Origin of the sequence: Rahnella rivi (genome assembly GCF_019049655.1) — a bacterium.
Classification (GTDB): domain Bacteria; phylum Pseudomonadota; class Gammaproteobacteria; order Enterobacterales; family Enterobacteriaceae; genus Rahnella; species Rahnella rivi.
On record NZ_JAFMOX010000047.1, the window covers coordinates 1 to 24,506 of the forward strand.

The following is a 24,506-nucleotide window of genomic DNA, read 5'->3' on the forward strand; positions in this document are numbered from 1 at the left end:
TGTGAGTGCCCACACAGATTGTCTGATAAATTGTTAAAGAGCAGTGAGTTACGCGCTTTCGCTTGCTAACTCGAGGTGGCGTATATTACGCTTTCCTCATTCAGTGTCAACCGTTTATTTCATCCGGCCATCACTGTTTTTAATCTTTCCGACCCGGTTACTTCGTGATGTTGTTCACGTTGTTCCCTGTCGATGGAGCGGCATTATAGGGATCCGTATTTTTTGCACAAGCATTTATTTCGATAAAAAGGATCGACTGCGTGTTTTTCAACCCCATCGAGGAGATCTCACTCGATCCGCGGGTTTTACAACCGATCCAGGCACCTCATAATTGGTATTTCTTCATACCCGAACTATATTGCCAAGATTAAAACCCAATTATGAGGTAATTAAACATGTCTCAGGCATTACGTGCATATCAGGGATCATTGCCCACCTTGGGGGAAAACGTCATGGTTGACCCCTCCAGCGTCATCATTGGTGATGTTGCTCTCGCGGACGATGTCAGTATCTGGCCATTGGTTGTGATACGTGGTGACGTTAATCACGTTGTCATCGGTTGCAGAACCAATGTGCAAGATGGGAGCGTATTGCATGTCACCCATCAGTCTCGTCACAATCCGGAAGGTCATCCGCTGATCATTGGTGAGGATGTCACGGTCGGTCATAAAGCTATGTTGCATGGTTGTACCATCGGCAATCGGGTACTGGTTGGAATGGGATCAATACTGCTGGATGGGGCGATCATTGAAGATGACGTGATGATCGGTGCAGGAAGTCTGGTCCCCCCAGGGAAGCGACTTGAAAGTGGATATCTTTATCTGGGAAGTCCGGTGAAGCAGATCCGGGAGCTGACGTCTGAAGAACTTGCAGGACTGACTTACTCTTCCAATAACTATGTTACCTGGAAAGATCTGTATCTTACCGACCAGAAATGATTAAACGGTTCTCATGCCTGAAGCATCTTTCTTCAGGCATGCTTCAAAATTAACTCAGCAAATCCTGCTTCAATTGCGCCAGCACGGGTTCAATCTCAGGCATAACACCATGCCAAAGATGAAACGCATGTGCTGCCTGCCCGACCAGCATGCCCAAACCATCTGCATAATGCGTCACTCCCTTCTTTTGCGCCCATTCGATAAAAGGTGTGAGTCCGGCCTGATAGTACATATCGTATAAGCGAGTCTGCGAGGTGATCACTTCTTGGGGGATCGCTGGGATCTCACCTTTAATACCAGAGGCAGTGGCATTGATGATCAAATCAAATGATTCGTTCATCAGCTGTTCCAATGGCATTGCCTGAATATCGCCTCTGCTTTCAAAAATATGGCTTAAATGCTGTGCCCGCTCGAACGTCCGGTTAGTCACGACAAGAGAACAACCATAAGACAGCAGCGGAAGAATGACGCCCCGCGCCGCGCCGCCGGCGCCGATCAGCAGAACCCGGTCGCCTTTACGGATGAGGTTGAGCCGTTCAAGATCGCTCAGCATACCGATGCCATCGGTGTTATCCCCGAGCAGACGCCCGTCCTCAAGTTTCTTCAGAGTGTTCACCGCGCCAGACAATGCCGCACGATCGGTCAGTTCATCACACTCAGCAAATGCGCGCTCTTTAAAAGGGACTGTGATATTCGCCCCTTGGGCCCCACCGTGAAAAAAGGATCGTAGTGTTTCCTCAAACTCTTCGTGCGGGGCCAACACCGTTCCATAAGTATGATCAATACCCGTCTGGGCGGCGAAAAGTGCATGAATTCTTGGTGACTTGCTGTGACTAATCGGATTCCCAAACACTGCAAAAGATGGCATGAACTCGATCCTTAGCCCTGGCGAATGAGATCCCCGGTGAGGGCATCCCGGATTTCTGATGGATTTTCTCTTCCGCCGACATTACCCGCCAGAACCGGAAACTCATTCCCAAATTGCTGACTGACTTCTGCTGCGAAACGACAAGGTGGCTCACCATTGAGGTTGGCGCTGGTTGATACCAGAGGCTTTCCAAATTTCTGGCAGAGTTCTTTAACCTGAGGATGATCCGTAACACGAACCGCGAGCGAGGAAAAACGCCCGGTCAGCCAGTCAGGAGTGGAGACTTTAGCTGGCATTACCCAGGTGACAGGGCCGGGCCATGAGGACCATATTGTCTGACGTTGTTGCTCAGTCAAAAAAGAGTCATCTATATAAGGGAGGAGTTGCTGATAATTATCAGCAATTAAAATCAGCCCTTTATCTTTAGGACGTTTTTTTAGCGCCAGCAGTGCTTCGACTGCCCGTTCACTGTCAGGGTCGCATCCCAAACCAAAGACGGCCTCTGTGGGGTACGCGATCACTTGTTGTTGACGCAGTGCTTCAAGCACTACGCTAAATGAGTTTTCAGCTTCTTTATTCATCTGTTGGGTTATCTTTCGTTTGTACGGCTTTTCCGCATAATTTACTGGCACAAAATAATTTAATACCGTGCGCTGTTTTCTTTTCCATTAACAAGGAGTAGTGGCAATGCGCACACTCGCCCGCGACAGGCTTATTATTAATAGCAAACTGACAATCAGGATAGCGATCGCAGGCATGAAAGACTTTGCCGAACCGTGATTTGCGCTGTAACAGATGCCCGCTGCCGCACTGTGGACAACTCAGACTGGTTTCTTCAGGTTTGTCGATCACTTCAATATGATCACATTCGGGATATTGGCTGCATCCAATAAACATTCCATAACGGCCCTGACGCAATACCAGTGTCGATTCACATTTTGGGCAGTGCTGCCCATCCAGTACTTTGACGATATGGCCGTCAGCCTGCGCTTTGAGCGGTCGAATATACTGACATTGTGGATAAGAAGAACAGCTGAGAAAGGGGCCGTGGCGACCACTACGGATCACCAAACCGGCCCCGCATTCCGGACAGGATTCATTTTGCTTCTCAGCAAAAAGTGCTGCTTTAGTCATACGCTATGTTTTACCTGTTATCTGTTAGTGCAGATAACCTTCATTAACTTCAAATAACAGCTCTTCCATTTGCTGATACGCACTTTCATATCCGGGAATATTAAAGAGAACCATCAGCACGACCCACTTAAGATCTTCAAGATCGAACTCTTCAGTGTCCAGAGCCATAACACGATCGATAACCATTTCCCTGGTATCGAAATTCAACACTTTGATCTGTTCGAGGAACAATAAAAAACCACGACACATGCAATCTAACCGGTTTGTTTCCTCATCGGTGTAGATTCGTAATGCTGAAGGATCAGAATCCAGCATGTAAGATGGGGTTCCACCCTCTTGCATATCCGCAAGTTTTTCAAGCCAATTCAACGCATTGTGAATATCGGCCCGGTGGAAACCAGCTTCGGTCAAGTCATCCGTTAACCTATCCTCGTCAACATTCATCTCCGCTTCGTTGTGAATGTAAGTTTCAAATAAGTACATTAGTACGTCGAACATGGCCTGCCCTCTTAATTCGGACATAGCCGCCGGATACAGCTGCGATCCATCCTGCTAACTCCAGCTCGAGTAGTTTACCTACCACTTCTGGCACAGGTTGGCCGGCACGTTCGGCGACGACGTCAACAGATGTCACCTCATATTCTACGTTAGCCAACACATCAGCAAATGGCAATTCAACTTCGTCATCTTGTGCATAAAAAATCGCCTCTGAGGCACATATTTCCTCATCCTGCGGAATTTGCCGCAATGATGAGTCCACAGGCGCCGGAAACCATGTCAACCCGCTCCCCATATGCTCAGCGATATCCTTGGGTTCGGTGACCAGATAAGCACCCTGGCGGATAAGCCAGTGCGTTCCTTCTGAAGTCAGACTCCCCAGCGGTCCCGGTAAAGCAAATATTTCCCTGCCCTGCTCCAGCGCAAAGCGGGCTGTGATTAACGAGCCACTGCGCAGCGTCGCTTCAACCACCAAAACGCCCACGCTCAGGCCACTGATAATCCGATTTCTGCGAGGAAAGTGTGCGGCAATGGGAGGCATGGAGACTAAATGCTCAGACACCAGTGCGCCTCCTTGCGCCAGAATACGGTCAGCTAATTTGGAATGACGTGCTGGGTAGCGGTTCATTAATCCGCTACCCAGCACAGCGACAGTGTTTCCGTCTGAATCCAGAGCGGCTTTATGGCTGATGCCATCTATCCCCAGAGCAAGTCCGCTCGTGACGGTAAACCCGCTGCAAACTAATCCACCGGCAAAAACCTGCGCATAGTGATCACCATAATGGGTGAAGTGGCGACTTCCAACCATAGCAATCTGCGGGGATGACAACAGTCCAGCTTGTCCTTCGACAAAAAGAATTAACGGAGGTGACGATATCTGTGCCAATAGAGGCGGATAAAACTCACTGTTAAAGGTAACCAGATGGCGGTTATCACCTTCCAGCCACTTCAGGGATGCCAAAAGCCATTGCCGGTTGATTTGAAGGAAATCATCTATCTGCTCCGGTGAAAGTCCGCAACCAGAAAGCCCGGACCTCATGTAATTCCCCCGACTAAACAGAGCCTGGATAATCCCTTCAGCACGATGAGCGCTGAGCCGTTTCACCGCAGACAAACGTATCCATACTTCCTGTAGTGTCATTACTGCGCTCCGTTTCAATGCCTTTTAGCGAGTGATTCAATTGGCAGAGGATGCTGTCAATCGGAGCGAGAAATGTCTAGAATAGAAACTATATATCTTCAATCAATTGAATAAAGATCCAGAAAAATATGTCCGTATTACAGATATTACATTTCCCAGACGAGCGGCTTCGCATTACTGCAAAACCGGTCAAAGTAGTTGACGCCAAAATCCAGCAAATCGTGGATGATATGTTCGAAACCATGTATGCAGAGGAAGGCATTGGTCTGGCTGCGACTCAGGTCGACATCCATCAGCGTATTATTGTCATTGATGTTTCTGAAAATCGTGACGAGCGCCTGGTGCTCATCAACCCTGAGTTGCTGGAAAAAAGCGGCGAAACGGGAATTGAAGAAGGCTGCCTGTCGATTCCAGATCAACGTGCCCTTGTTCCACGCGCTGAGAAAGTGAAAATTCGTGCTCTGGATCGTGAAGGCAAAAGCTTCGAACTGGAAGCTGACGACTTGCTGGCGATCTGCATTCAACATGAAATGGATCATCTGGTCGGTAAATTGTTTGTGGATTACTTATCTCCACTGAAACGTCAGCGCATCCGTCAGAAAATGGAAAAGATGGCCAAGCTGAACGCCCGGCCTGACTAATATTCGTGTAACACAGGATACTGCTTTGCGGATTATATTTGCCGGTACACCCGATTTTGCAGCGCGTCATCTTGACGCGCTTTTGACATCTGAACATCAGGTTGTGGGTGTATTCACCCAACCTGATCGCCCCTCTGGCCGTGGCAATAAGCTGACTGCGAGCCCGGTAAAAATGCTGGCAGAGGCCAACAACATTCCGGTTTTCCAGCCTAAATCTTTGCGGCCCGAAGAAAATCAGACGCTGGTTTCCGCATTAGAAGCGGACATCATGGTCGTTGTTGCCTATGGGCTGATTTTGCCTAAAGCCGTACTGGAAATGCCGAGACTGGGATGCATCAATGTGCATGGTTCTCTGCTTCCACGCTGGCGCGGTGCGGCACCGATCCAACGTTCGCTGTGGGCCGGAGATACTAAAACGGGCATCACTATTATGCAGATGGATGTGGGACTGGACACCGGCGACATGCTGCATAAGGTCGAGTGCGATATCTTGCCTGAAGATACAAGCGCATCACTTTATAACAAACTGGCATTACTCGGCCCATCTGGGTTGCTTGAAACGCTACACCAGCTGGCAAAGGGCACTGCTCTTCGGGAAGTTCAGGATGAAGCGCATGTCACTTATGCAGAAAAACTCAGTAAAGAAGAAGCTCGCTTAGACTGGATGCTTTCTGCTGAGCAACTTGAACGTTGCATCCGTGCCTTTAACCCGTGGCCAGTCAGTTATTTCATGATTGACGACCAACCGGTGAAAGTATGGCTGGCAGACACTTTGCCCGATGAAACTGGTGCGCTACCGGGCACCATTATCGCCGCAGATAAAAAAGGGATACAGATTGCGACCGCCAGCGGTATCCTGAATATCACCCAACTCCAGCCTTCGGGTAAAAAAGCCATGTCCGCGCAGGACTTGCTGAACTCTCGTCGTGAATGGTTTATCGCAGGCACTCGTTTAGCCTGACCATTACGACTACGCCCGGCTTAATGCCGGGCCTTATCCCCATGATAATGCTGATATTGTTCAGCTTCTTTGACTATGAAAACAGCCTATAATCTCCGTAGTATTGCAGCGCAAGCTATTAGCCAGGTATTAGACAAAGGTCTGTCGCTTTCCACCGTTCTTCCCGGTTTGCAGAAAAACATCTCAGATAAAGATCGCGGATTACTGCAGGAATTGTGTTTCGGTACGCTGAGGGTTTTACCTCAGCTGGAATGGTGTTTGCAGCAACTCATGGCAAAACCATTAACGGGTAAACAACGGACTCTGCATTATTTACTGATGGTTGGCTTATACCAGCTGATCCATACCCGTATCCCTGCACACGCCGTGCTGGCAGAAACAGTTGACGGTGCTGTAGCACTAAAACGTCCACAATTAAAAGGTTTGATCAACGGTGTTCTGCGTCAGTTCCAGCGACAGCAGGAAGAGTTACTTCCGAAAATGGCTAATAATGACAGCCGTCATTTGCACCCAAGCTGGCTGTTAAATCGTCTGAAGAAAGCCTATCCCGCAGAATGGGAAAATATCGTTGATGCTAATAACCAAAGACCACCGATGTGGTTACGCGTCAATCGTCTGCATCATACCCGGGATGAGTATCTGCACCTGTTGAGCGAAGCTCAGATTGAGGCGATTGCGCATGACGAGTATCGCGATGCACTTCGTCTGGTTACACCTTGCCAGGTGAACCTGCTGCCAGGATTCGCAGAAGGATGGGTGACAGTTCAGGATGCATCGGCACAAGGTAGCGTTGATCTGCTGGATCCGCAGGATGGAGAAATGATCCTCGATTTATGCTGCGCCCCGGGCGGAAAAACCACACATATTTTGGAAGCAGCGCCTAAAGCGCATGTGTTAGCCATCGATGTGGACGAGCAGCGACTAAAACGGGTCCATGAGAATCTCCAGCGCCTTAAAATGAGTGCTGAAGTCAAACAAGGTGACGGCCGCGAGCCACAAAACTGGGCTGGCGACCGTGTCTTCGATAGAATTCTTCTCGATGCTCCTTGTTCCGCTACCGGTGTTATTCGCAGACATCCGGACATCAAATGGCTGCGCCGTGATAGTGATATTGCGGAACTCGCAAAACTGCAAAAAGAAATTCTGGAAGCCGTCTGGCCGCGACTGAAAAGTCAGGGTGTGATGGTTTATGCCACTTGCTCAATTCTGCCAGATGAAAACAGCGAACAAATTTCTGCTTTTTTACAAACGCATCCCGATGCAATGTTGGTTGAAACCGGTTCAGCTGAAAAACCAGGCCGACAAAATCTGCCTCATGCTGAAGACGGCGATGGCTTCTATTACGCTAAACTGATTAAACGTTAAACGTCTGCATTAGCGCTATCTACTCAGGCTGATACTTTTTAGGCAAAGCAGAGAGTCATATGAAAATAATCATTCTCGGTGCCGGGCAAGTTGGCGGAACGCTCGCCGAAAACCTGGTAGGCGAAAACAACGATATTACCGTTGTTGATACTAATACCGTTCGTTTACGTCAGCTCCAGGACAAGTTCGATCTGCGCGTCGTGCAAGGTCATGGCTCTCACCCGCGCGTTTTACGCGAAGCCGGCGCCGAAGATGCCGATATGTTAGTGGCAGTCACAAACTCTGATGAAACTAATATGGTGGCCTGTCAGATAGCGTATTCATTATTCAATACACCTAATCGCATTGCCCGAATACGCTCGACTGAATATATCCGTGAATCGGAAAAGCTCTTCAATCCTGAAGCGGTGCCCATTGATCATTTGATTTCTCCTGAGCAGTTAGTCACGGACTACATCTACAAACTGATTGAGTATCCAGGCGCACTTCAGGTCGTAAACTTTGCCGAAGGTAAAGTCAGCATTGCTGCGGTAAAAGCCTATTACGGTGGTCCGCTGGTGGGAAATGCCCTTTCATCAATGCGTGAGCACATGCCACATATTGAAACCCGCGTTGCTGCGATATTCCGCCACGAACGTCCGATACGTCCTCAGGGTTCTACAATTATAGAAGCAGGCGATGAAGTGTTCTTTGTCGCAGCCTCTCAGCACATACGTGCGGTAATGAGTGAACTTCAGCGGCTTGAAAAGCCTTACAAACGAATCATGATTGTAGGTGGTGGTAACGTTGGAGCTGGGCTGGCACAAAAGCTTGAGAAAAATTACAGCGTAAAACTCATCGAACGGGATCAGCAACGTGCCGCTGAACTTGCGGAACTTCTGCAAGACACTATCGTGTTTTACGGTGATGCCTCCGATCAGGAATTGCTGGCAGAAGAACACATCGAACAAGTAGATGTATTCATCGCGATCACCAATGACGATGAAGCCAATATTATGTCCGCCATGCTTGCCAAACGTATGGGCGCCAAGAAAGCCATGGTGCTTATTCAACGCAGCGCCTATGTCGACCTGGTTCAAGGAAGCGTCATTGATATCGCTATTTCACCTCAACAAGCCACCATATCAGCTCTGCTGGGTCACGTGAGAAAAGCAGATATTGTGAGCGTTTCATCATTGCGCCGGGGAGTAGCTGAAGCGATCGAAGCGATTGCGCATGGCGATGAAACTACGTCAAAGGTAGTTGGCCGTACTGTCGAACAAATTAAGCTTCCGCCTGGCACAACAATCGGGGCTATTGTTCGCGGTAATGAAGTCATCATTGCTAACGGAAACAGCAGGATACAACAAGGTGATCATGTCGTCATGTTCATCACCGACAAGAAGTTTGTCAGAGACGTTGAGCGTTTGTTCCAGCCAAGTCCGTTCTTCTTATAACGCACACAGCTCGACAGGTTTTGTTTAAAATAGATTTCTGAAGATAAGTTTTGTAGCGAAGACGCGACAAATGGTCTTTACTTTGTTTGACACAATTGTTGAATTTGCCAAGGAGAATTTTATGAGTTTTATGAAAGAGTTTCGTGAGTTTGCCATGCGAGGCAACGTGGTTGACCTGGCGGTAGGTGTCATCATCGGTGCCGCATTTGGGAAAATAGTATCATCACTGGTTGCTGACATTATTATGCCGCCACTGGGATTACTTATCGGTGGCGTTGATTTCAAACAGTTTACTCTGGTACTCCGGGAAGCGCAGGGCACAGTACCTGCCGTTGTGATGCATTACGGTGTCTTTATCCAGAACATCTTTGATTTCATTATTGTTGCATTAGCCATTTTTTGTGCGATTACACTGATGAATAAGATGCGTCGGAAACAAGAAGATGTACCCGCTGCACCGCCTAAACCGACCGCAGAAGAAACACTGTTAGCAGAAATACGTGACTTGTTAAAAGAGCAACAGACACCGAAATTCTAAGGGACTCAGAACCCTCATTCGGCTTACTTATGAAGGGCAGTGTTGAATATTCGTAAAACACTCAACACTGCCCTCCAGATAGCGCCCTTTTCCATTTTTTTCTTTGCGACGGTAACTGCCTTTTCCCTTCAGATTCTTTTCTATTCGCTGCTTAAAGAGCGGATCATGCAAAAGTGCTTGTAACGCATTTTCCTGAATAATGCCTTTTTGGTGCTTGTAGTTACTCATAAATTCCTCAGTTTAATCATTAACTGCCTAAAATACCGCCGCATCATACTGCGTTCATTCTTCATGTGAAAGGGATTTCAATGTCACTTTTCCAGCCCCGTCCTCTAAAGCTTCGAGGATAGAACAGCTGATGCTTGAGTGTGATGAACCGCAGCACGCCTTGCTCAACCTCTGAAGCGATTCTTTCATGCGCTCAAGCTCCTTCAATTTGAGCTCAACTTCTGCAAGCCGCTCCTCAACAATCGACTTTGATTCCTGGCAGGTATGATGAGCGGGGTCAATTCGAATCGACAGTAATTCTCTGATCGCTTCAAGAGTGAAGCCTGTTGATTTGGCGTACCGAATGAAGCGCAGTCTTTGCAGATCATTGTCATCATATTGACGATACCCCGAGCTGTCACGTTGTGCTGAACTCATCATTCCCTGCTTTTCATAGTAGCGAACAGTATCATTCGAAACATTTGCGAGCCGGGCTAATTCGCCAATTTTAAACATGTTTACTCACCTTTAAATTTCCCTCTAATGGCGTCGTTATAACACCCATCAATAAAATCTGTATTCATGCCCGACCGTTGCAATCTTAACTTGAGCAGTTGAAGGCGCTTCTCAATGACGCACAACTCTGGATCATTCGGCGCCAAGCATCTAAGCATATGTTCTAACTCGAGAGCTTCCTTACGATCTTGCAACTCAGGAGGTAAATACCCCGCATTCTTGAGAATACGATAAGCAACCCGGAGTTCTGCAGGCACCGCACTGTCATCATCTAAAACCAATGGCTTGCCTTTACCAGATAAGTTTTCGAACTCGCCTCTAGCACTCGCTTCTTTGATGTATTTTTCCACCCATTGATCAACCAAAAACATGGCAGAGCCTCGCCAACATTAAATGTGATTCATTAGTACAGAGTAGCGCGAAAACAAGGGTAATTCAGAATGGCGCAGAGAAAGAAATTATGGAAGGGATAAATTTTAGATGTAAAAAAACCGGGCAAGCCCGGTTTTTTCATGCATCTACAGATTATTCAGCAGTTGCTACTTCTGCTTTTGACTCTGCACGATCAACGAGCTCGATGTATGCCATCGGCGCATTGTCGCCTGCACGGAAACCACACTTAAGAATACGAGTGTAACCACCGGCACGGCTCGCGAAACGCGGGCCCAGTTCATTAAACAGTTTTGCCACGATCTCGTTATCACGAGTACGGGCGAATGCCAGACGACGATTTGCAACGTTGTCGGTCTTGGCAAGAGTAATCAGCGGCTCAACAACGCGACGCAGCTCTTTCGCTTTCGGCAGGGTCGTCTTGATGATCTCATGACGAACCAAAGAGCCGGCCATGTTACGGAACATAGCCTGTCGGTGGCTGCTGTTACGGTTCAGTTGACGACCACTCTTACGATGGCGCATGACCTTATCCTTCTCAGTAAAACCTTAACCTGTGATCCGGTTACTCGTCAGCAATACTTGCTGGTGGCCAGTTTTCCAGGCGCATGCCTAGTGACAAACCACGGGACGCAAGTACGTCTTTGATCTCAGTAAGAGATTTTTTACCCAGGTTAGGTGTTTTAAGTAACTCAACCTCGGTACGCTGTACCAGATCACCGATGTAGTGGATTGCTTCTGCTTTAAGGCAGTTAGCAGAGCGGACAGTCAATTCCAGATCGTCAACAGGGCGCAGCAGGATTGGATCGAATTCCGGCTTCTCTTCTTTGACTTCCGGTTGACGTACATCACGTAAATCAACGAAAGCTTCAAGTTGTTCAGCAAGAATGGTTGCCGCACGACGGATCGCCTCTTCAGGATCGATCGTACCGTTGGTTTCCATTTCGATAACCAGCTTGTCCAAATCAGTACGCTGTTCTACACGCGCTGCTTCAACATTGTAGGCAATTCGCTCTACAGGGCTGTAGCATGCATCTACTAACAGACGACCAATTGGGCGCTCATCTTCTTCCGAATGAATTCGGGCAGACGCCGGTACATATCCACGACCACGTTGAACTTTGATGCGCATGCTAATAGCTGCGTTCTCATCGGTCAGATGGCAGATGACATGTTGCGGCTTGACGATTTCGACATCACCATCATGGGTAATGTCGGCTGCAGTCACAGGGCCAATGCCAGACTTATTCAGGGTAAGAATAACTTCATCTTTCCCTTGAACTCTCACCGCCAGCCCTTTCAGGTTGAGCAGGATCTCCAGGATATCTTCCTGTACGCCTTCTTTGGTGCTGTACTCATGCAGTACACCATCAATCTCAACCTCGGTCACCGCGCAACCCGGCATGGATGAAAGCAGAATACGGCGCAGTGCGTTGCCTAAAGTATGGCCAAAGCCACGTTCTAAAGGCTCAAGGGTCACCTTGGCGTGCGTCGAACTGACTTGCTCGATATCTACCAGGCGCGGTTTTAGAAACTCTGTCACAGAACCCTGCATTGTGTCCTCTCTTTGGTACTAAGCTTTACTTAGAGTAAAGCTCGACGATCAGGTGTTCGTTAATGTCGGAAGACAGATCAGTACGTTCAGGCATACGCTTGAACACACCTTCCATCTTAGCAGCATCAACTTCAAGCCAAGTCGGCTTTTCACGCTGTTCAGCCAACTCCAAAGCGGCCTTCACACGAGATTGCTTTTTAGCTTTCTCTCGGATGCTGACAACGTCATTCGGAGATACCTGATAAGAAGCGATGTTAACAACGCGACCGTTTACCATGATAGCTTTGTGGCTAACTAACTGGCGCGATTCCGCACGAGTAGCGCCGAAGCCCATACGATAAACAACGTTGTCCAAACGACCTTCCAGGAGTTGCAACAGGTTTTCACCGGTGTTGCCTTTCAGGCGTGCTGCTTCTTTATAATAGTTACGGAACTGACGCTCAAGAACACCGAAGATACGGCGAACTTTTTGCTTTTCACGTAACTGTACACCGTAATCAGACAGACGCGGTTTACGCGCACCATGCTGACCAGGAGCTTGTTCAATTTTACACTTGGTATCGATCGCGCGAACGCCAGATTTAAGGAATAAATCTGTGCCCTCACGACGGCTAAGCTTGAGCTTAGGACCCAAATATCTTGCCATTTTCTCTCTCCAACAAACCTAAAAGCAGCGTTATACGCGACGCTTTTTCGGCGGACGACAACCGTTATGAGGGATAGGAGTCACATCAGTAATATTAGTGATGCGGAAACCAGCCGCGTTTAACGCGCGGATAGTAGACTCACGACCAGGACCAGGTCCTTTAACCATAACTTCCAGATTCTTGATACCGTATTCTTTCACTGCGTCAGCGCAGCGCTCTGCTGCAACCTGAGCTGCGAACGGAGTGGATTTACGAGAACCACGGAAACCGGAACCACCAGCTGTTGCCCAACCCAAAGCATTACCCTGACGATCGGTAATGGTAACAATGGTGTTGTTGAAAGAAGCATGGATATGAGCCACGCCGTCAGAGACTTGTTTTCTTACACGTTTACGTGTACGAACAGGTGCCTTTGCCATTTATTCAATCACCCCGATTATTTCTTGATCGGTTTACGCGGACCCTTACGGGTACGTGCGTTAGTCTTGGTACGCTGACCGCGTACTGGAAGACCACGACGATGACGCAAACCACGATAAGTTCCAAGGTCCATAAGACGCTTGATGCTCAGGGTGACTTCACGACGCAGATCACCTTCAACAATGAACTTGGCAACTTCGTCACGCAGTTTTTCGATTTGCTCTTCAGACAGCTCACTGATCTTAACATTTTCAGCAATACCGGATGCAGCACAGATAGACTGTGAGCGGGTTTTACCGATGCCGTAGATCGAAGTTAATGCGATCACGGTATGTTTCTGATCAGGAATGTTAATGCCTGCTATACGGGCCACTATGCACTCCTACTATTTATATACGGCAATACCATTCTGAAAAGCCCGTTTTCAGGATACTCAAATAGTATTGCTGCTTACATACAAAAGATTGGCTGGCTAATCTAGCCAGCTCAACCCAACTTTGCAAGAAAAATATGCGAGATAATCAGCCTTGACGCTGTTTATGCTTCGGTTCTGCGCTGCAGATTACGCGAACGATACCGTTACGCTTAACAATTTTGCAGTTACGACATAATTTCTTGACGGAAGCACGAACTTTCATTTTTACTCTCCGTAACTTCTCAAACGCACCAGATTAGCGGTTGTAGCCTTTCAGGTTTGCTTTCTTCAATGCAGACTCGTACTGACTTGACATCATCAGAGTTTGCACTTGAGCCATAAAGTCCATAATGACAACGACTACGATGAGTAGAGAAGTACCACCAAAGTAGAATGGAACTTTCATCGCGTCACGCATGAACTCCGGGATAAGGCAGATAAAAGTAATATACATCGCACCAATTAAGGTTAAGCGAGTCATTACTTTATCGATGTACTTCGCCGTTTGCTCTCCCGGACGAATTCCTGGTACAAATGCACCGGACTTCTTCAGGTTATCTGCTGTCTCACGCGGGTTGAACACCAGCGCAGTATAAAAGAAACAGAAGAAGATGATTGCAGTCGCATAGAGTAACACATAAAGCGGTTGTCCAGGCTGCAAATACAGCGAAATCGTAGTCAGCCAGTTCCAACCAGTCCCGCCCCCAAACCATGATGCAATCGTGGCTGGGAACAGAATTATGCTGGAAGCGAAGATTGCAGGGATAACCCCAGCCATATTCACTTTCAACGGTAAGTGCGTGCTCTGTGCTGCATAAACACGACGACCTTGTTGGCGTTTAGCGTAGTTAACGACAATACGACGTTGGCCACGTTCAACAAACACCACAAAGAAAGTCACTGCAAACACTAAAACTGCAACCAACAGCAACAGGAGGAAGTGCAGGTCGCCTTGCCGAGCTTGTTCGATAGTATGGGCAACTGCTGGCGGGAGACCCGCTACGATACCTGCAAAGATAATGATTGAAATACCGTTACCGATACCTCGTTCAGTAATCTGTTCACCCAGCCACATCAGGAACATTGTCCCGGTAACTAAGCTCACTACTGCAGTAAAGTAGAACGCAAAGCCTGGATTTAACACCAAGCCCTGCATACCAGGCATATTCGGAAGACCGGTAGCAATACCGATCGACTGAAACACTGCCAATACCAGCGTACCGTAGCGGGTATACTGACTAATCTTACGACGGCCAGCCTCCCCTTCTTTCTTAATTTCTGCTAACGCCGGATGAACCACCGTTAAGAGCTGGATAATAATCGATGCCGAAATGTACGGCATGATTCCCAGAGCAAAGATAGAAGCACGGCTAAGAGCACCACCAGAGAACATGTTAAACATTTCAATGATGGTGCCTCTTTGCTGTTCGAGCAATTTGGCAAGTACAGTGGCATCAATACCAGGGATCGGAATAAAAGAGCCGATACGGAAAACAATCAACGCACCGATAACAAACAAAAGTCTGCGCTTCAGTTCGCCTAGTCCACCCTTGGCACTTTGGAAATCTAACCCCGGTTGCTTAGCCATCTGCTACTTATTCCTCAATTTTACCGCCAGCAGCTTCGATAGCAACACGAGCGCCTTTGGTGACACGCAAACCACGCAGAGTTACCGCACGACCGACTTCGCCTGAAAGGATTACTTTCGCGAATTCAATCTGGATACCAACTACGTTAGCGGCTTTCAGCGCGTTCAGGTCGATCACGTCGCCTTCCACCAGAGCCAGTTCAGACAGACGAACTTCTGCCGTGATCATAGCTTTGCGGGAGGTGAAGCCGAATTTCGGCAAACGACGATATAAAGGCATCTGACCACCTTCAAAACCACGACGTACGCCACCGCCAGAACGTGAGTTCTGACCTTTGTGACCACGACCAGCGGTTTTACCCAGGCCAGAACCAATACCACGACCTACACGCTTAGGCGCTTGTTTGGCACCATCAGCCGGAGACAGAGTATTTAAACGCATCTCTTACTCCTCAACCTTAACCATGTAGGAAACCAGGTTGATCATACCGCGTACAGCAGGAGTATCCTCGCGCTCAACGGTGTGACCAATACGACGCAGACCCAGACCAAGCAGAGTAGCTTTATGCTTCGGCAGACGGCCAATGGAACTGCGAGTTTGTGTAACTTTAATAGTCTTTGCCATGGTTAATTACCCCAGAATTTCTTCAACGGATTTACCACGCTTGGCAGCGACCATTTGTGGGGATTTCATATTTGCCAGAGCATCAATAGTTGCACGAACCACGTTAATTGGGTTTGTAGAACCATAAGCTTTAGCTAATACGTTATGAACCCCTGCAACTTCCAGGACGGCGCGCATTGCACCACCGGCAATAATACCGGTACCTTCGGAAGCCGGCTGCATGAACACACGGGAACCCGTATGAGCACCTTTAACAGGATGCTGCAGGGTGCCGCTATTCAGCGCGACATTCATCATGTTGCGACGGGCTTTTTCCATCGCTTTCTGGATCGCTGCCGGAACTTCGCGTGCTTTGCCGTAGCCAAAACCAACGCGACCGTTACCATCACCAACTACTGTCAGTGCGGTAAAGCTGAAGATACGGCCACCTTTTACGGTTTTAGATACGCGGTTTACCGCGATCAGCTTTTCCTGCAGTTCGCCAGCTTGTTTTTCGATGTGAGCCATCTTAAACCTCTTCCTTAGAACTGAAGGCCAGCTTCACGGGCAGCATCTGCCAGTGCCTGGACTCGACCATGATATTGGAAACCGGAACGGTCAAAGGATACTTTCGTGATCCCTTTTTCCAATGCGCGTTCTGCGATAGCTTTACCTACAGCAGTGGCAGCATCTTTGTTGCCGGTATACTTCAGTTGCTCAGTAATAGTTTTTTCTACAGTAGATGCAGCAACTAATACTTCAGAACCGTTTGGTGCGATAACCTGTGCGTAAATATGACGCGGGGTACGATGTACCACCAGGCGAGTCGCACCCAATTCCTTGAGCTTGCGGCGTGCGCGGGTCGCACGACGGATACGAGCAGATTTCTTATCCATAGTGTTACCTTACTTCTTCTTAGCCTCTTTGGTACGCACGACTTCGTCGGCGTAACGGACACCCTTGCCTTTATAAGGCTCAGGACGACGGTAGGCACGTAAATCCGCAGCAACCTGACCAATGACTTGTTTATCAGCGCCTTTCAGCACGATTTCAGTCTGGGTAGGACATTCTGCAGTAACGCCTTCCGGCAGTTGGTGCTCGACTGGGTGAGAGAAGCCTAAGGCCAAATTCACCACATTGCCTTTAACAGCAGCACGATAACCAACACCTACCAATTGAAGCTTTTTAGTGAAGCCGTCGGTAACACCTATAACCATAGAGTTCAACAGTGCACGAGTGGTACCCGCTTGGGCCCAGCCGTCTACAAAACCTTCGTTCGGACCGAAGGTCAGTGTATTTTCTTCCTGTTTAACTACAACGGCGTCATGGATAGTACGTGACAGCTCGCCGTTTTTACCCTTAATCGAAATAACCTGACCGTTGAGTTTTACCTCTACGCCGGCAGGAATGACGACGGGTGCTTTTGCAACACGAGACATGCTTTCCTCCCGATTAAGCTACGTAGCAGATAATCTCGCCACCAAGACCAGCCTGGCGAGCTGCACGATCAGTCATAACACCTTTAGAGGTAGAAATAACAGCGATACCCATACCGGCCATAACCTTTGGCAGCTCATCTTTTTTCTTGTAGATGCGCAGACCAGGGCGGCTGATACGTTGAATGCTTTCTACCACTGCCTTGCCCTGGAAGTACTTCAGTACTAATTCCAGTTCAGGTTTGGCGTCGCCTTCGATTTTAAATTCTTCAATGTAGCCTTCTTCCTTCAGCACGTTGGCAATAGCCACTTTCAGCTTGGAGGAAGGCATGGTGACCGCAACTTTGTTCGCGGCTTGACCGTTACGGATACGGGTCAGCATATCCGCGATCGGATCTTGCATGCTCATCTGTCTTTACTCCCGTGATTCAATTGGTGACAATTACCAGCTAGCCTTTTTAAGACCCGGAATTTCACCGCGCATAGCGGCTTCACGGACCTTAATACGGCTCAACCCGAACTTCCGCAGGAAAGCATGCGGACGACCAGTTTGACGGCAGCGGTTACGCTGACGAGACGGGCTGGAATCACGCGGCAGAGACTGCAGCTTAAGAACTGCATCCCAACGATCTTCGTCGGATGAGTTCACACCAGAGATAATAGCTTTCAATTCCTCGCGTTTAGCGCGGTATTTATCAGCCAGTTTAACGCGAACGACTTCGCGTGCTTTCATGGATTGCTTAGCCATTAGTAACCCTGCCTTACTTGCGGAACGGGAAGTTAAAGGCTGTCAGCAATGCACGGCCTTCATCATCGGATTTCGCAGTAGTGGTGATAGTAATATCTAAACCACGAACGCGATCGACTTTATCATAATCGATTTCCGGGAAGATGATCTGTTCACGCACGCCCATGCTGTAGTTACCACGACCATCGAAAGACTTAGCAGACAAGCCGCGGAAGTCACGAATACGTGGAACAGCAATGGAGACCAGACGCTCAAAGAACTCCCACATGCGTTCGCCGCGGAGGGTTACTTTACAGCCGATCGGATAGCCCTGACGGATTTTGAAGCCTGCAACTGATTTGCGTGCTTTGGTGATCAACGGTTTTTGACCGGAGATTGCTGCCAGGTCAGCTGCTGCGTTATCCAGCAGTTTCTTGTCAGCGATCGCTTCACCAACACCCATGTTCAGGGTGATCTTCTCGACCCGAGGGACTTGCATGACAGAATTGTAACCAAACTCAGCCATGAGTTTTTTTACGACATCGTCTTTGTAGTAATCATGCAGTTTCGCCATCGTACTACTCCAAATTACTTGATAGTTACGCTGTTAGACTTGAAGAAACGTACTTTTTTGCCGTCTTCGAATCTAAAGCCTACACGGTCCGCCTTGCCAGTTGCCGTGTTGAAGAGTGCAACGTTAGAAACCGGAATTGCAGCTTCTTTTTCAACGATGCCGCCTGGTTGGTTCAGGGCCGGTACAGGCTTCTGATGTTTCTTAACCAGGTTTATACCTTCAACAATGACCTTACCAGAAGTCAGGACATTTTTAACTTTACCGCGCTTACCTTTATCTTTACCGGTAAGCAGGATAACTTCGTCATCACGACGGATTTTCGCTGCCATGGTTTCGCTCCTTAGAGTACTTCTGGTGCCAGAGAGATAATTTTCATGAACTTCTCATTACGCAGTTCACGAGTTACCGGCCCAAAAATACGCGTGCCGATTGGCTGTTCGCTGTTATTGTTTAAAATAACGCAAGCATTACCATCGAAGCGAATGACAGAACCGTCCGGGCGACGAACACCCTTCTTGGTGCGCACCACTACCGCCTTCAGCACATCGCCTTTCTTCACCTTACCGCGAGGAATTGCTTCCTTGATGGTAATTTTGATGATGTCGCCGACGCCTGCGTAGCGACGGTGCGAGCCACCTAGAACCTTGATACACATTACGCGACGTGCACCGGAGTTGTCGGCCACGGTCAGCATAGTCTGTTCTTGGATCATGTTAGTGCTCCGCTAATGTCAACTACAACTTAGGACCCAGGATAGGTCATTAAGAAATCCCCACAATATGAGGGCGCGGCATTATAACACCGGTTCCCGATTATGGGTAGAAAAAATAAACGGCCCACGTACATGAGCCGTTTATTTGTTTTTGAGAAGCGCTACTGTATTACAGAATCGCTTTCTCTACAACGCGAACCAAGGTCCAAGACTTAGTCTTAGACAGTGGACGGCATTCGCTGATTTCTACAACGTCGCCGATACCACATTCATTGTTCTCGTCATGTACGTGCAATTTGGTCGTACGTTTGATGAATTTACCGTAAATCGGGTGTTTCACCACACGCTCAATCGCAACAACCATGGATTTCTCCATTTTGTCACTGATTACACGACCCTGCAGAGTACGGATCTTATCAGTCATTACGCACCCGCCTTTTCAGTCAGTAAAGTTTTCACACGTGCAACATCACGACGCACTTGTTTCAACAGGTGTGTTTGCTGCAACTGACCGCTTGCCGTTTGCATGCGCAGGTTAAACTGCTCACGCAAAAGGTTCAGCAACTCAGTGTTCAGCTCTTCCACGCTTTTTTCGCGCAGCTCTTGTGCTTTCATTACATCACCGTCTTAGTTACAAAGGTGGTTTTGATAGGCAGTTTGGCTGCTGCCAGCTGGAAGGCTTCACGAGCCAGCTCTTCAGGCACACCGTCCATTTCATACAGGACTTTACCAGGCTGAATCAAAGCAACCCAATACTCTACGTTGCCTTTACCTTTACCCATACGAACTTCGAGCGGTTTCTCGGTGATCGGTTTGTCCGGGAATACTCGGATCCAGATCTTACCTTGACGCTTAACTGCACGGGTCATCGCACGACGTGCTGCTTCAATTTGACGAGCAGTCAGACGACCACGGCCAACAGCTTTCAGACCGTAAGTGCCGAAGCTCACATCCGTACCTTGCGCAAGACCACGGTTGCGGCCCTTGTGCACCTTACGGAATTTTGTACGCTTTGGTTGTAACATCAGCGACTCTCCTTACTTGCGGCCTTTACGCTGCTGCTTTTTAGGTTGAGCAGCCGGTTCCGGTTGTTCAACTGCAGCCATACCACCCAGGATCTCACCTTTGAAGATCCATACCTTAACGCCGATTACACCGTAAGTGGTGTGCGCTTCAGATGTGTTGTAATCGATATCCGCACGCAGAGTATGCAACGGAACACGACCTTCACGGTACCATTCGGTACGCGCGATTTCAGCACCGCCAAGGCGGCCGCTTACTTCAACTTTGATACCTTTAGCGCCAAGACGCATTGCGTTCTGTACAGCACGCTTCATAGCACGACGGAACATAACACGACGTTCCAGCTGTGAAGTAATGCTGTCAGCAACCAATTTTGCGTCCAGTTCCGGTTTACGGATTTCGGCGATGTTAATCTGCGCAGGAACGCCAGCGATATCCGCTACGACCTTACGCAGTTTTTCGACATCTTCACCTTTCTTGCCGATTACGATGCCAGGACGAGCGGTGTGAATAGTCACACGGATGCTCTTCGCTGGACGCTCGATAACGATGCGAGAAACGGAAGCTTTCGACAATTCCTTAGTCAGGAACTGGCGAACTTTAAAGTCGCTGTCCAGGTTGTCAGCGAAATCTTTGGTATTTGCATACCAAGTAGAATTCCAAGGTTTGACAATACCTAGGCGAATACCATTAGGATGTACTTTCTGACCCATTGCTAGTCTCCAGAGTCTCAGCGATCGGACACAACCACAGTAATGTGGCTGGTGCGCTTCAGGATGCGATCTGCACGACCTTTAGCACGCGGCATAATGCGCTTCATGCTTGGGCCTTCGTCTACGAAAATCTTCGTGACTTTCAGATCATCGATGTCAGCGCCATCGTTGTGTTCTGCGTTAGCAATGGCAGACTCCAGCACCTTCTTAACCAGACCAGCAGCTTTCTTGTTGGTGTAGGCCAAAGTTTCCAGAGCTTGCGACACTTTCTTACCGCGGATCAGGTCAGCAACAAGGCGGACCTTCTGAGCAGAAGAACGAGCGTGGCGATGTTTAGCTATAGTTTCCATCTCTTCCTCCTACCTTAGCGCTTTTTAGCTTTTTTATCAGCCGCATGGCCGCGATAAGTACGAGTCGGCGCGAATTCACCCAGTTTGTGACCGACCATTTCATCGGAAACGAACACTGGTACGTGCTGACGACCATTATGGACAGCGATGGTCAAACCGATCATGTTAGGAAAGATCGTTGAACGACGGGACCAAGTGCGCAAAGGCTTCTTGTCACCGCTTTCCACCGCTTTCTCTACCTTCTTCAGCAAGTGCAGGTCAATAAAAGGACCTTTCTTGAGAGAACGTGGCATGGCTTATCCTCTAATTATTTTTTACTACGGCGACGTACAATGAATTTATCAGTACGCTTGTTGCTACGGGTCTTCTTACCTTTGGTTTGAACGCCCCACGGAGTTACCGGGTGCTTACCAAAGTTACGACCTTCACCACCACCGTGTGGGTGATCGACTGGGTTCATCGCAGTACCGCGAACGGTAGGACGAATACCACGCCAACGACTTGCACCTGCTTTACCCAGAACGCGAAGCATATGTTCAGAGTTACCGACTTCACCTAAGGTGGCGCGGCAATCAATCTGAACTTTACGCATTTCGCCAGAGCGCAGACGCAGAGTTACGTAGGAACCGTCACGAGCAACGATCTGAACGTAGGCACCAGCTGAGCGAGCCATCTGGCCGCCTTTACCTGGTTTCATTTCTACGTTGTGAACCGTTGAACCTACTGGGATGTTGCGCATAGGCAGGGCGTTACCTGTCTTGATTGCAGCATCAACGCCAGATTGGATCTGGTCACCCACTTTCAGGCCTTTCGGCGCCAGGATATAACGGCGTTCACCGTCTTTGTACAGAACCAGCGCGATATTCGCGGAACGGTTCGGATCGTACTCCAGACGCTCAACCACTGCAGCGATGCCATCTTTGTTGCGTTTAAAGTCAACAAGACGGTAATGCTGTTTGTGGCCACCACCGATATGACGGGTGGTGATACGGCCATTGTTGTTACGGCCACCGCTTTTGCTCAGTTTTTCAAGCAGCGGGGCATAAGGTTTACCCTTGTGCAGCTCAGGGTTAACCACTTTAACAACGTGGCGACGACCCGGAGATGTAGGTTTACATTTAACAATTGCCATTGTTTCTTACTCCTCCGACTTACTCAGCGCCGCTGATGAAGTCCAGATTCTGGCCTTCTTTCAGGGTGACGTAAGCTTTTTTCCAGTCGCTACGACGACCAACACGCTGACCCTGACGTTTCACTTTGCCTTTAACCAGCAAGGTGTTTACGTCTTCGACTTCGACTTCAAACAGTTTCGAAACCGCAGCTTTGATTTCTGCTTTAGTCGCGTCTTTGGCAACTTTGAGTACGATGGTGTTGTTCTTTTCCATCGCGGTAGAAGCTTTTTCAGAAACGTGCGGCGCGCGCAGCACTTTCAGCAGACGTTCTTCACGAATCATGCCAGCATCTCCTCAACTTGCTTCACAGCGTCAGCAGTCATAACCACTTTGTCGAAGGCGATCAGGCTTACTGGATCGATACCTGCTACATCGCGAACGTCAACCTTGTACAGGTTACGTGCGGCCAGGAACAGATTCTCGTCGACTTCGCCAGTTACAATCAGCACGTCTTCCAGAGCCATGTCTTTCAGTTTCTGTGCCAGCAGCTTAGTTTTAGGCGCTTCTACAGAGAACGATTCGACAACGATCAGACGATCTTGACGTACCAGTTCGGACAGAATGCTTTTCAGCGCGCCGCGGTACATCTTTTTATTTACTTTTTGACTGTGGTCCTGTGGCTTTGCAGCGAAGGTTACACCACCGGAACGCCAGATTGGGCTCTTTACAGAACCTGCACGCGCACGGCCAGTACCTTTCTGACGCCAAGGTTTTTTACCGGAACCAGTTACTTCAGCACGGGTCTTCTGAGCGCGAGTACCTTGACGGGCACCTGCTGCATAAGCAACAACGACCTGGTGTACAAGCGCTTCATTGAAATCACGCCCGAAGGTAGTTTCGGAAACAGTCAGCGCGCTTTGCGCGTCTTTCACTACTAATTCCATTCCTATCTCCTCGACGTTAAGCCTTAACAGCAGGTTTAACGATCAGGTTGCCACCGGTAGCACCCGGAACAGCACCCTTGACCAGTAGCAGGTTGCGCTCAGCATCAACACGTACTACATCCAGGCTCTGAACGGTTACACGTTCGTTACCCAGTTGGCCTGCCATTTTCTTACCTTTGAACACTTTACCTGGAGTCTGGTTCTGACCGATTGAACCATGTCCACGGTGTGCCAAGGAGTTACCGTGGGTAGCATCTTGGGTACGGAAGTTCCAGCGCTTAACTGTGCCAGCAAAACCTTTACCTTTAGAAGTACCGGTAACATCGACTTTCTTAACGTCTGCGAAAATTTCAACGCTAATGTTCTGACCTGCAGTAAATTCTTCACCTTCTGCAAGGCGGAATTCCCACAAACCACGGCCAGCTTCTACGCCAGCTTTAGCGAAGTGACCCGCTTCTGGTTTGGTTACACGGTTAGCTTTTTTGCTACCAGTGGTAACCTGCACAGCACGGTAACCATCGTTGTCCAGGTCTTTGACCTGAGTAACGCGGTTTGCTTCAATTTCGATAACGGTTACTGGGATTGAAACGCCATCTTCTGTGAAGATACGAGTCATGCCCACTTTCTTACCGACTAAACCAATCATTGTTTCAACCTCTCAATCGTCAATGACCTGATTAACCCAGGCTGATCTGCACGTCTACACCAGCAGCCAGATCCAGACGCATCAGAGCATCAACGGTTTTCTCGGTTGGCTCAACGATGTCAACCAGACGCTTGTGAGTACGAATTTCATACTGATCGCGCGCATCTTTATTGACGTGCGGAGAAATCAGAATTGTAAAACGCTCTTTGCGGGTCGGCAGCGGGATTGGACCACGAACTTGCGCACCAGTGCGCTTCGCAGTCTCAACGATTTCCGCAGTTGATTGATCGATCAAACGATGATCAAACGCTTTCAGGCGGATACGGATTCTTTGGTTCTGCATGAGACCAGAGCTCCAATTATTTTAAACGTAAATGATTACTCCTCAAACCCATTTCGATTGATGG

The 24,506-nt window shown here is 48.6% G+C and carries 42 protein-coding genes; 6 read left to right on the top strand and 36 right to left on the bottom strand.

The genetic code is table 11. The features are described from left to right. Positions 1-395 precede the first annotated feature (395 nt). Complete coding sequence (locus J1779_RS03925; protein ID WP_217202928.1) at positions 396-938, top strand: gamma carbonic anhydrase family protein; 543 nt, start codon at positions 396-398, stop codon at positions 936-938. 49 nt (positions 939-987) lie between these two features. Here the strand turns inward: J1779_RS03925 and aroE are convergent, their stop codons facing one another. Genes aroE through dprA form a run of 5 tightly spaced genes read right to left on the bottom strand, consistent with a single transcriptional unit; the run spans position 988 to position 4,579 of the window. Further along, complete coding sequence (gene aroE, locus J1779_RS03930; protein ID WP_217202929.1) at positions 988-1,806, bottom strand: shikimate dehydrogenase; 819 nt, start codon at positions 1,804-1,806, stop codon at positions 988-990. An 11-nt stretch (positions 1,807-1,817) separates the two neighbouring features. Next, the gene (gene tsaC, locus J1779_RS03935; protein ID WP_056778095.1) at positions 1,818-2,387 is read right to left on the bottom strand and encodes an L-threonylcarbamoyladenylate synthase type 1 TsaC; all 570 of its coding nucleotides are present in this window, start codon (positions 2,385-2,387) and stop codon (positions 1,818-1,820) included. Then, complete coding sequence (locus J1779_RS03940) at positions 2,380-2,940, bottom strand: DNA topoisomerase family protein (RefSeq protein ID WP_056778091.1); 561 nt, start codon at positions 2,938-2,940, stop codon at positions 2,380-2,382. Before J1779_RS03940 ends, tsaC begins: the two co-directional genes overlap by 8 nt. Positions 2,941-2,964: 24 nt before the next feature. Further along, the gene (locus J1779_RS03945) at positions 2,965-3,438 is read right to left on the bottom strand and encodes a DUF494 family protein (RefSeq protein ID WP_056778086.1); all 474 of its coding nucleotides are present in this window, start codon (positions 3,436-3,438) and stop codon (positions 2,965-2,967) included. Continuing rightward, a complete protein-coding gene (gene dprA, locus J1779_RS03950; protein ID WP_183851047.1) occupies positions 3,410-4,579 on the bottom strand; it encodes a DNA-protecting protein DprA in 1,170 nt (389 codons plus the stop codon). The genes J1779_RS03945 and dprA overlap by 29 nt, the downstream gene beginning before the upstream one ends. A 128-nt stretch (positions 4,580-4,707) precedes the next feature. Between dprA and def the strand changes: the two genes are divergently transcribed. The 5 genes from def (at position 4,708) to mscL (ending at position 9,520) form a co-directional block, all read left to right on the top strand. After that, positions 4,708-5,220 carry a peptide deformylase gene (def, locus tag J1779_RS03955; protein ID WP_056778079.1) on the top strand — a complete coding sequence of 171 codons (513 nt, stop codon included), beginning with the start codon at positions 4,708-4,710 and terminating at the stop codon, positions 5,218-5,220. A gap of 1 nt (position 5,221) precedes the next feature. Then, positions 5,222-6,181 (top strand): methionyl-tRNA formyltransferase, encoded by a 960-nt coding sequence (gene fmt, locus J1779_RS03960; protein ID WP_183851053.1) that lies wholly within the window; start codon positions 5,222-5,224, stop codon positions 6,179-6,181. A 75-nt stretch (positions 6,182-6,256) separates the two neighbouring features. Beyond that, positions 6,257-7,546 carry a 16S rRNA (cytosine(967)-C(5))-methyltransferase RsmB gene (gene rsmB / locus J1779_RS03965; RefSeq protein WP_056778072.1) on the top strand — a complete coding sequence of 430 codons (1,290 nt, stop codon included), beginning with the start codon at positions 6,257-6,259 and terminating at the stop codon, positions 7,544-7,546. 59 nt (positions 7,547-7,605) lie between these two features. Next, positions 7,606-8,982 carry a Trk system potassium transporter TrkA gene (trkA, locus tag J1779_RS03970; RefSeq protein ID WP_056778068.1) on the top strand — a complete coding sequence of 459 codons (1,377 nt, stop codon included), beginning with the start codon at positions 7,606-7,608 and terminating at the stop codon, positions 8,980-8,982. Positions 8,983-9,103: 121 nt separating this feature from the next. Further along, a complete protein-coding gene (gene mscL, locus J1779_RS03975; protein ID WP_056778064.1) occupies positions 9,104-9,520 on the top strand; it encodes a large-conductance mechanosensitive channel protein MscL in 417 nt (138 codons plus the stop codon). 27 nt (positions 9,521-9,547) lie between these two features. Here the strand turns inward: mscL and J1779_RS03980 are convergent, their stop codons facing one another. The 31 genes from J1779_RS03980 to rpsJ form a co-directional block, all read right to left on the bottom strand. Next, positions 9,548-9,748 (bottom strand): alternative ribosome-rescue factor A, encoded by a 201-nt coding sequence (locus tag J1779_RS03980; RefSeq protein WP_056778060.1) that lies wholly within the window; start codon positions 9,746-9,748, stop codon positions 9,548-9,550. A 54-nt stretch (positions 9,749-9,802) separates the two neighbouring features. Next, positions 9,803-10,243 (bottom strand): Zn(2+)-responsive transcriptional regulator, encoded by a 441-nt coding sequence (gene zntR, locus J1779_RS03985; protein WP_056778056.1) that lies wholly within the window; start codon positions 10,241-10,243, stop codon positions 9,803-9,805. Between the two features lie 2 nt (positions 10,244-10,245). After that, positions 10,246-10,614, bottom strand: coding sequence for a DnaJ family domain-containing protein (locus J1779_RS03990; protein ID WP_217202930.1), 369 nt, complete (start codon positions 10,612-10,614; stop codon positions 10,246-10,248). A 154-nt stretch (positions 10,615-10,768) separates the two neighbouring features. Then, on the bottom strand, positions 10,769-11,158 hold the full coding sequence (rplQ, locus tag J1779_RS03995) for a 50S ribosomal protein L17 (protein ID WP_013573706.1): 390 nt from the start codon (positions 11,156-11,158) through the stop codon (positions 10,769-10,771). A gap of 40 nt (positions 11,159-11,198) precedes the next feature. After that, a complete protein-coding gene (locus J1779_RS04000; protein WP_002919219.1) occupies positions 11,199-12,188 on the bottom strand; it encodes a DNA-directed RNA polymerase subunit alpha in 990 nt (329 codons plus the stop codon). 25 nt (positions 12,189-12,213) lie between these two features. Then, the gene (gene rpsD, locus J1779_RS04005; RefSeq protein ID WP_056778049.1) at positions 12,214-12,834 is read right to left on the bottom strand and encodes a 30S ribosomal protein S4; all 621 of its coding nucleotides are present in this window, start codon (positions 12,832-12,834) and stop codon (positions 12,214-12,216) included. Between the two features lie 30 nt (positions 12,835-12,864). Further along, positions 12,865-13,254 (bottom strand): 30S ribosomal protein S11, encoded by a 390-nt coding sequence (gene rpsK, locus J1779_RS04010; RefSeq protein ID WP_004929731.1) that lies wholly within the window; start codon positions 13,252-13,254, stop codon positions 12,865-12,867. Positions 13,255-13,271: 17 nt separating this feature from the next. Next, entirely contained in the window at positions 13,272-13,628 is a 357-nt protein-coding gene (rpsM, locus tag J1779_RS04015) for a 30S ribosomal protein S13 (protein WP_013573704.1), read from the bottom strand. A gap of 148 nt (positions 13,629-13,776) precedes the next feature. Next, positions 13,777-13,893 (bottom strand): 50S ribosomal protein L36, encoded by a 117-nt coding sequence (rpmJ, locus tag J1779_RS04020; protein WP_012768118.1) that lies wholly within the window; start codon positions 13,891-13,893, stop codon positions 13,777-13,779. A 33-nt stretch (positions 13,894-13,926) separates the two neighbouring features. Then, a complete protein-coding gene (secY, locus tag J1779_RS04025; RefSeq protein WP_034793668.1) occupies positions 13,927-15,258 on the bottom strand; it encodes a preprotein translocase subunit SecY in 1,332 nt (443 codons plus the stop codon). Between the two features lie 7 nt (positions 15,259-15,265). Continuing rightward, on the bottom strand, positions 15,266-15,700 hold the full coding sequence (gene rplO / locus J1779_RS04030) for a 50S ribosomal protein L15 (protein ID WP_056778046.1): 435 nt from the start codon (positions 15,698-15,700) through the stop codon (positions 15,266-15,268). Positions 15,701-15,703: 3 nt separating this feature from the next. Beyond that, a complete protein-coding gene (gene rpmD, locus J1779_RS04035; RefSeq protein ID WP_013573701.1) occupies positions 15,704-15,883 on the bottom strand; it encodes a 50S ribosomal protein L30 in 180 nt (59 codons plus the stop codon). 6 nt (positions 15,884-15,889) lie between these two features. Beyond that, positions 15,890-16,390 carry a 30S ribosomal protein S5 gene (gene rpsE, locus J1779_RS04040; RefSeq protein WP_013573700.1) on the bottom strand — a complete coding sequence of 167 codons (501 nt, stop codon included), beginning with the start codon at positions 16,388-16,390 and terminating at the stop codon, positions 15,890-15,892. 14 nt (positions 16,391-16,404) lie between these two features. Next, positions 16,405-16,758, bottom strand: coding sequence for a 50S ribosomal protein L18 (gene rplR / locus J1779_RS04045; protein ID WP_034793671.1), 354 nt, complete (start codon positions 16,756-16,758; stop codon positions 16,405-16,407). Positions 16,759-16,767: 9 nt separating this feature from the next. Beyond that, positions 16,768-17,301 (bottom strand): 50S ribosomal protein L6, encoded by a 534-nt coding sequence (gene rplF / locus J1779_RS04050; protein WP_056778041.1) that lies wholly within the window; start codon positions 17,299-17,301, stop codon positions 16,768-16,770. 13 nt (positions 17,302-17,314) lie between these two features. Beyond that, entirely contained in the window at positions 17,315-17,707 is a 393-nt protein-coding gene (rpsH, locus tag J1779_RS04055; protein WP_013573697.1) for a 30S ribosomal protein S8, read from the bottom strand. A 33-nt stretch (positions 17,708-17,740) separates the two neighbouring features. Next, positions 17,741-18,046, bottom strand: coding sequence for a 30S ribosomal protein S14 (gene rpsN / locus J1779_RS04060; RefSeq protein WP_013573696.1), 306 nt, complete (start codon positions 18,044-18,046; stop codon positions 17,741-17,743). Positions 18,047-18,059: 13 nt separating this feature from the next. Continuing rightward, a complete protein-coding gene (rplE, locus tag J1779_RS04065) occupies positions 18,060-18,599 on the bottom strand; it encodes a 50S ribosomal protein L5 (protein ID WP_013573695.1) in 540 nt (179 codons plus the stop codon). A gap of 14 nt (positions 18,600-18,613) precedes the next feature. Next, positions 18,614-18,928 (bottom strand): 50S ribosomal protein L24, encoded by a 315-nt coding sequence (rplX, locus tag J1779_RS04070; protein ID WP_056778037.1) that lies wholly within the window; start codon positions 18,926-18,928, stop codon positions 18,614-18,616. Positions 18,929-18,939: 11 nt separating this feature from the next. Continuing rightward, positions 18,940-19,311 (bottom strand): 50S ribosomal protein L14, encoded by a 372-nt coding sequence (gene rplN / locus J1779_RS04075; RefSeq protein ID WP_008457164.1) that lies wholly within the window; start codon positions 19,309-19,311, stop codon positions 18,940-18,942. Between the two features lie 169 nt (positions 19,312-19,480). Beyond that, entirely contained in the window at positions 19,481-19,735 is a 255-nt protein-coding gene (gene rpsQ, locus J1779_RS04080; protein WP_056778032.1) for a 30S ribosomal protein S17, read from the bottom strand. Then, entirely contained in the window at positions 19,735-19,926 is a 192-nt protein-coding gene (rpmC, locus tag J1779_RS04085) for a 50S ribosomal protein L29 (protein WP_013573692.1), read from the bottom strand. The genes rpsQ and rpmC overlap by 1 nt, the downstream gene beginning before the upstream one ends. Then, a complete protein-coding gene (rplP, locus tag J1779_RS04090) occupies positions 19,926-20,336 on the bottom strand; it encodes a 50S ribosomal protein L16 (RefSeq protein ID WP_009639183.1) in 411 nt (136 codons plus the stop codon). The genes rpmC and rplP overlap by 1 nt, the downstream gene beginning before the upstream one ends. Positions 20,337-20,348: 12 nt before the next feature. Next, positions 20,349-21,047 carry a 30S ribosomal protein S3 gene (rpsC, locus tag J1779_RS04095; protein ID WP_056778028.1) on the bottom strand — a complete coding sequence of 233 codons (699 nt, stop codon included), beginning with the start codon at positions 21,045-21,047 and terminating at the stop codon, positions 20,349-20,351. 17 nt (positions 21,048-21,064) lie between these two features. Next, the gene (rplV, locus tag J1779_RS04100) at positions 21,065-21,397 is read right to left on the bottom strand and encodes a 50S ribosomal protein L22 (protein ID WP_004391423.1); all 333 of its coding nucleotides are present in this window, start codon (positions 21,395-21,397) and stop codon (positions 21,065-21,067) included. Positions 21,398-21,411: 14 nt separating this feature from the next. Beyond that, positions 21,412-21,690, bottom strand: a complete 279-nt coding sequence (gene rpsS, locus J1779_RS04105) for a 30S ribosomal protein S19 (protein WP_004929772.1) — start codon at positions 21,688-21,690, stop codon at positions 21,412-21,414. A 14-nt stretch (positions 21,691-21,704) separates the two neighbouring features. After that, a complete protein-coding gene (gene rplB / locus J1779_RS04110) occupies positions 21,705-22,529 on the bottom strand; it encodes a 50S ribosomal protein L2 (RefSeq protein ID WP_056778025.1) in 825 nt (274 codons plus the stop codon). A gap of 19 nt (positions 22,530-22,548) precedes the next feature. Then, positions 22,549-22,851, bottom strand: coding sequence for a 50S ribosomal protein L23 (gene rplW / locus J1779_RS04115; protein WP_056778023.1), 303 nt, complete (start codon positions 22,849-22,851; stop codon positions 22,549-22,551). Further along, positions 22,848-23,453 (bottom strand): 50S ribosomal protein L4, encoded by a 606-nt coding sequence (rplD, locus tag J1779_RS04120; protein ID WP_056778021.1) that lies wholly within the window; start codon positions 23,451-23,453, stop codon positions 22,848-22,850. The genes rplW and rplD overlap by 4 nt, the downstream gene beginning before the upstream one ends. Positions 23,454-23,469: 16 nt before the next feature. Continuing rightward, the gene (gene rplC, locus J1779_RS04125; RefSeq protein WP_056778020.1) at positions 23,470-24,099 is read right to left on the bottom strand and encodes a 50S ribosomal protein L3; all 630 of its coding nucleotides are present in this window, start codon (positions 24,097-24,099) and stop codon (positions 23,470-23,472) included. 31 nt (positions 24,100-24,130) lie between these two features. Further along, entirely contained in the window at positions 24,131-24,442 is a 312-nt protein-coding gene (gene rpsJ / locus J1779_RS04130) for a 30S ribosomal protein S10 (protein WP_009639175.1), read from the bottom strand. Positions 24,443-24,506 lie beyond the last annotated feature (64 nt).

Excerpts from the sequence above, each read along its gene's own strand:
- J1779_RS04000 (WP_002919219.1), bottom strand. The coding sequence starts at position 12,188 with ATGCAGGGTTCTGTGACAGAGTTTCTAAAACCGCGCCTGGTAGATATC.
- rpsE (WP_013573700.1), bottom strand. The coding sequence starts at position 16,390 with ATGGCTCACATCGAAAAACAAGCTGGCGAACTGCAGGAAAAGCTGATC.
- rpsS (WP_004929772.1), bottom strand. The coding sequence starts at position 21,690 with ATGCCACGTTCTCTCAAGAAAGGTCCTTTTATTGACCTGCACTTGCTG.
- rplF (WP_056778041.1), bottom strand. The coding sequence starts at position 17,301 with ATGTCTCGTGTTGCAAAAGCACCCGTCGTCATTCCTGCCGGCGTAGAG.
- rsmB (WP_056778072.1), top strand. The coding sequence starts at position 6,257 with ATGAAAACAGCCTATAATCTCCGTAGTATTGCAGCGCAAGCTATTAGC.
- rplC (WP_056778020.1), bottom strand. The coding sequence starts at position 24,099 with ATGATTGGTTTAGTCGGTAAGAAAGTGGGCATGACTCGTATCTTCACA.
- dprA (WP_183851047.1), bottom strand. The coding sequence starts at position 4,579 with ATGACACTACAGGAAGTATGGATACGTTTGTCTGCGGTGAAACGGCTC.
- rpsH (WP_013573697.1), bottom strand. The coding sequence starts at position 17,707 with ATGAGCATGCAAGATCCGATCGCGGATATGCTGACCCGTATCCGTAAC.
- secY (WP_034793668.1), bottom strand. The coding sequence starts at position 15,258 with ATGGCTAAGCAACCGGGGTTAGATTTCCAAAGTGCCAAGGGTGGACTA.
- rplX (WP_056778037.1), bottom strand. The coding sequence starts at position 18,928 with ATGGCAGCGAAAATCCGTCGTGATGACGAAGTTATCCTGCTTACCGGT.
- rplB (WP_056778025.1), bottom strand. The coding sequence starts at position 22,529 with ATGGCAATTGTTAAATGTAAACCTACATCTCCGGGTCGTCGCCACGTT.
- rplP (WP_009639183.1), bottom strand. The coding sequence starts at position 20,336 with ATGTTACAACCAAAGCGTACAAAATTCCGTAAGGTGCACAAGGGCCGC.
- rpmJ (WP_012768118.1), bottom strand. The coding sequence starts at position 13,893 with ATGAAAGTTCGTGCTTCCGTCAAGAAATTATGTCGTAACTGCAAAATT.
- rpsQ (WP_056778032.1), bottom strand. The coding sequence starts at position 19,735 with ATGACTGATAAGATCCGTACTCTGCAGGGTCGTGTAATCAGTGACAAA.
- rpmC (WP_013573692.1), bottom strand. The coding sequence starts at position 19,926 with ATGAAAGCACAAGAGCTGCGCGAAAAAAGCGTGGAAGAGCTGAACACT.
- tsaC (WP_056778095.1), bottom strand. The coding sequence starts at position 2,387 with ATGAATAAAGAAGCTGAAAACTCATTTAGCGTAGTGCTTGAAGCACTG.
- J1779_RS03980 (WP_056778060.1), bottom strand. The coding sequence starts at position 9,748 with ATGAGTAACTACAAGCACCAAAAAGGCATTATTCAGGAAAATGCGTTA.
- trkA (WP_056778068.1), top strand. The coding sequence starts at position 7,606 with ATGAAAATAATCATTCTCGGTGCCGGGCAAGTTGGCGGAACGCTCGCC.
- aroE (WP_217202929.1), bottom strand. The coding sequence starts at position 1,806 with ATGCCATCTTTTGCAGTGTTTGGGAATCCGATTAGTCACAGCAAGTCA.
- rplR (WP_034793671.1), bottom strand. The coding sequence starts at position 16,758 with ATGGATAAGAAATCTGCTCGTATCCGTCGTGCGACCCGCGCACGCCGC.
- rplN (WP_008457164.1), bottom strand. The coding sequence starts at position 19,311 with ATGATCCAAGAACAGACTATGCTGACCGTGGCCGACAACTCCGGTGCA.
- rplD (WP_056778021.1), bottom strand. The coding sequence starts at position 23,453 with ATGGAATTAGTAGTGAAAGACGCGCAAAGCGCGCTGACTGTTTCCGAA.
- J1779_RS03945 (WP_056778086.1), bottom strand. The coding sequence starts at position 3,438 with ATGTTCGACGTACTAATGTACTTATTTGAAACTTACATTCACAACGAA.
- rpsJ (WP_009639175.1), bottom strand. The coding sequence starts at position 24,442 with ATGCAGAACCAAAGAATCCGTATCCGCCTGAAAGCGTTTGATCATCGT.
- rplO (WP_056778046.1), bottom strand. The coding sequence starts at position 15,700 with ATGCGTTTAAATACTCTGTCTCCGGCTGATGGTGCCAAACAAGCGCCT.
- J1779_RS03925 (WP_217202928.1), top strand. The coding sequence starts at position 396 with ATGTCTCAGGCATTACGTGCATATCAGGGATCATTGCCCACCTTGGGG.
- J1779_RS03990 (WP_217202930.1), bottom strand. The coding sequence starts at position 10,614 with ATGTTTTTGGTTGATCAATGGGTGGAAAAATACATCAAAGAAGCGAGT.
- rpmD (WP_013573701.1), bottom strand. The coding sequence starts at position 15,883 with ATGGCAAAGACTATTAAAGTTACACAAACTCGCAGTTCCATTGGCCGT.
- rplW (WP_056778023.1), bottom strand. The coding sequence starts at position 22,851 with ATGATTCGTGAAGAACGTCTGCTGAAAGTGCTGCGCGCGCCGCACGTT.
- mscL (WP_056778064.1), top strand. The coding sequence starts at position 9,104 with ATGAGTTTTATGAAAGAGTTTCGTGAGTTTGCCATGCGAGGCAACGTG.
- zntR (WP_056778056.1), bottom strand. The coding sequence starts at position 10,243 with ATGTTTAAAATTGGCGAATTAGCCCGGCTCGCAAATGTTTCGAATGAT.
- rpsN (WP_013573696.1), bottom strand. The coding sequence starts at position 18,046 with ATGGCTAAGCAATCCATGAAAGCACGCGAAGTCGTTCGCGTTAAACTG.
- rpsK (WP_004929731.1), bottom strand. The coding sequence starts at position 13,254 with ATGGCAAAGGCACCTGTTCGTACACGTAAACGTGTAAGAAAACAAGTC.
- J1779_RS03940 (WP_056778091.1), bottom strand. The coding sequence starts at position 2,940 with ATGACTAAAGCAGCACTTTTTGCTGAGAAGCAAAATGAATCCTGTCCG.
- rplE (WP_013573695.1), bottom strand. The coding sequence starts at position 18,599 with ATGGCGAAACTGCATGATTACTACAAAGACGATGTCGTAAAAAAACTC.
- rplV (WP_004391423.1), bottom strand. The coding sequence starts at position 21,397 with ATGGAAACTATAGCTAAACATCGCCACGCTCGTTCTTCTGCTCAGAAG.
- rpsC (WP_056778028.1), bottom strand. The coding sequence starts at position 21,047 with ATGGGTCAGAAAGTACATCCTAATGGTATTCGCCTAGGTATTGTCAAA.
- rpsD (WP_056778049.1), bottom strand. The coding sequence starts at position 12,834 with ATGGCAAGATATTTGGGTCCTAAGCTCAAGCTTAGCCGTCGTGAGGGC.
- rplQ (WP_013573706.1), bottom strand. The coding sequence starts at position 11,158 with ATGCGCCATCGTAAGAGTGGTCGTCAACTGAACCGTAACAGCAGCCAC.
- def (WP_056778079.1), top strand. The coding sequence starts at position 4,708 with ATGTCCGTATTACAGATATTACATTTCCCAGACGAGCGGCTTCGCATT.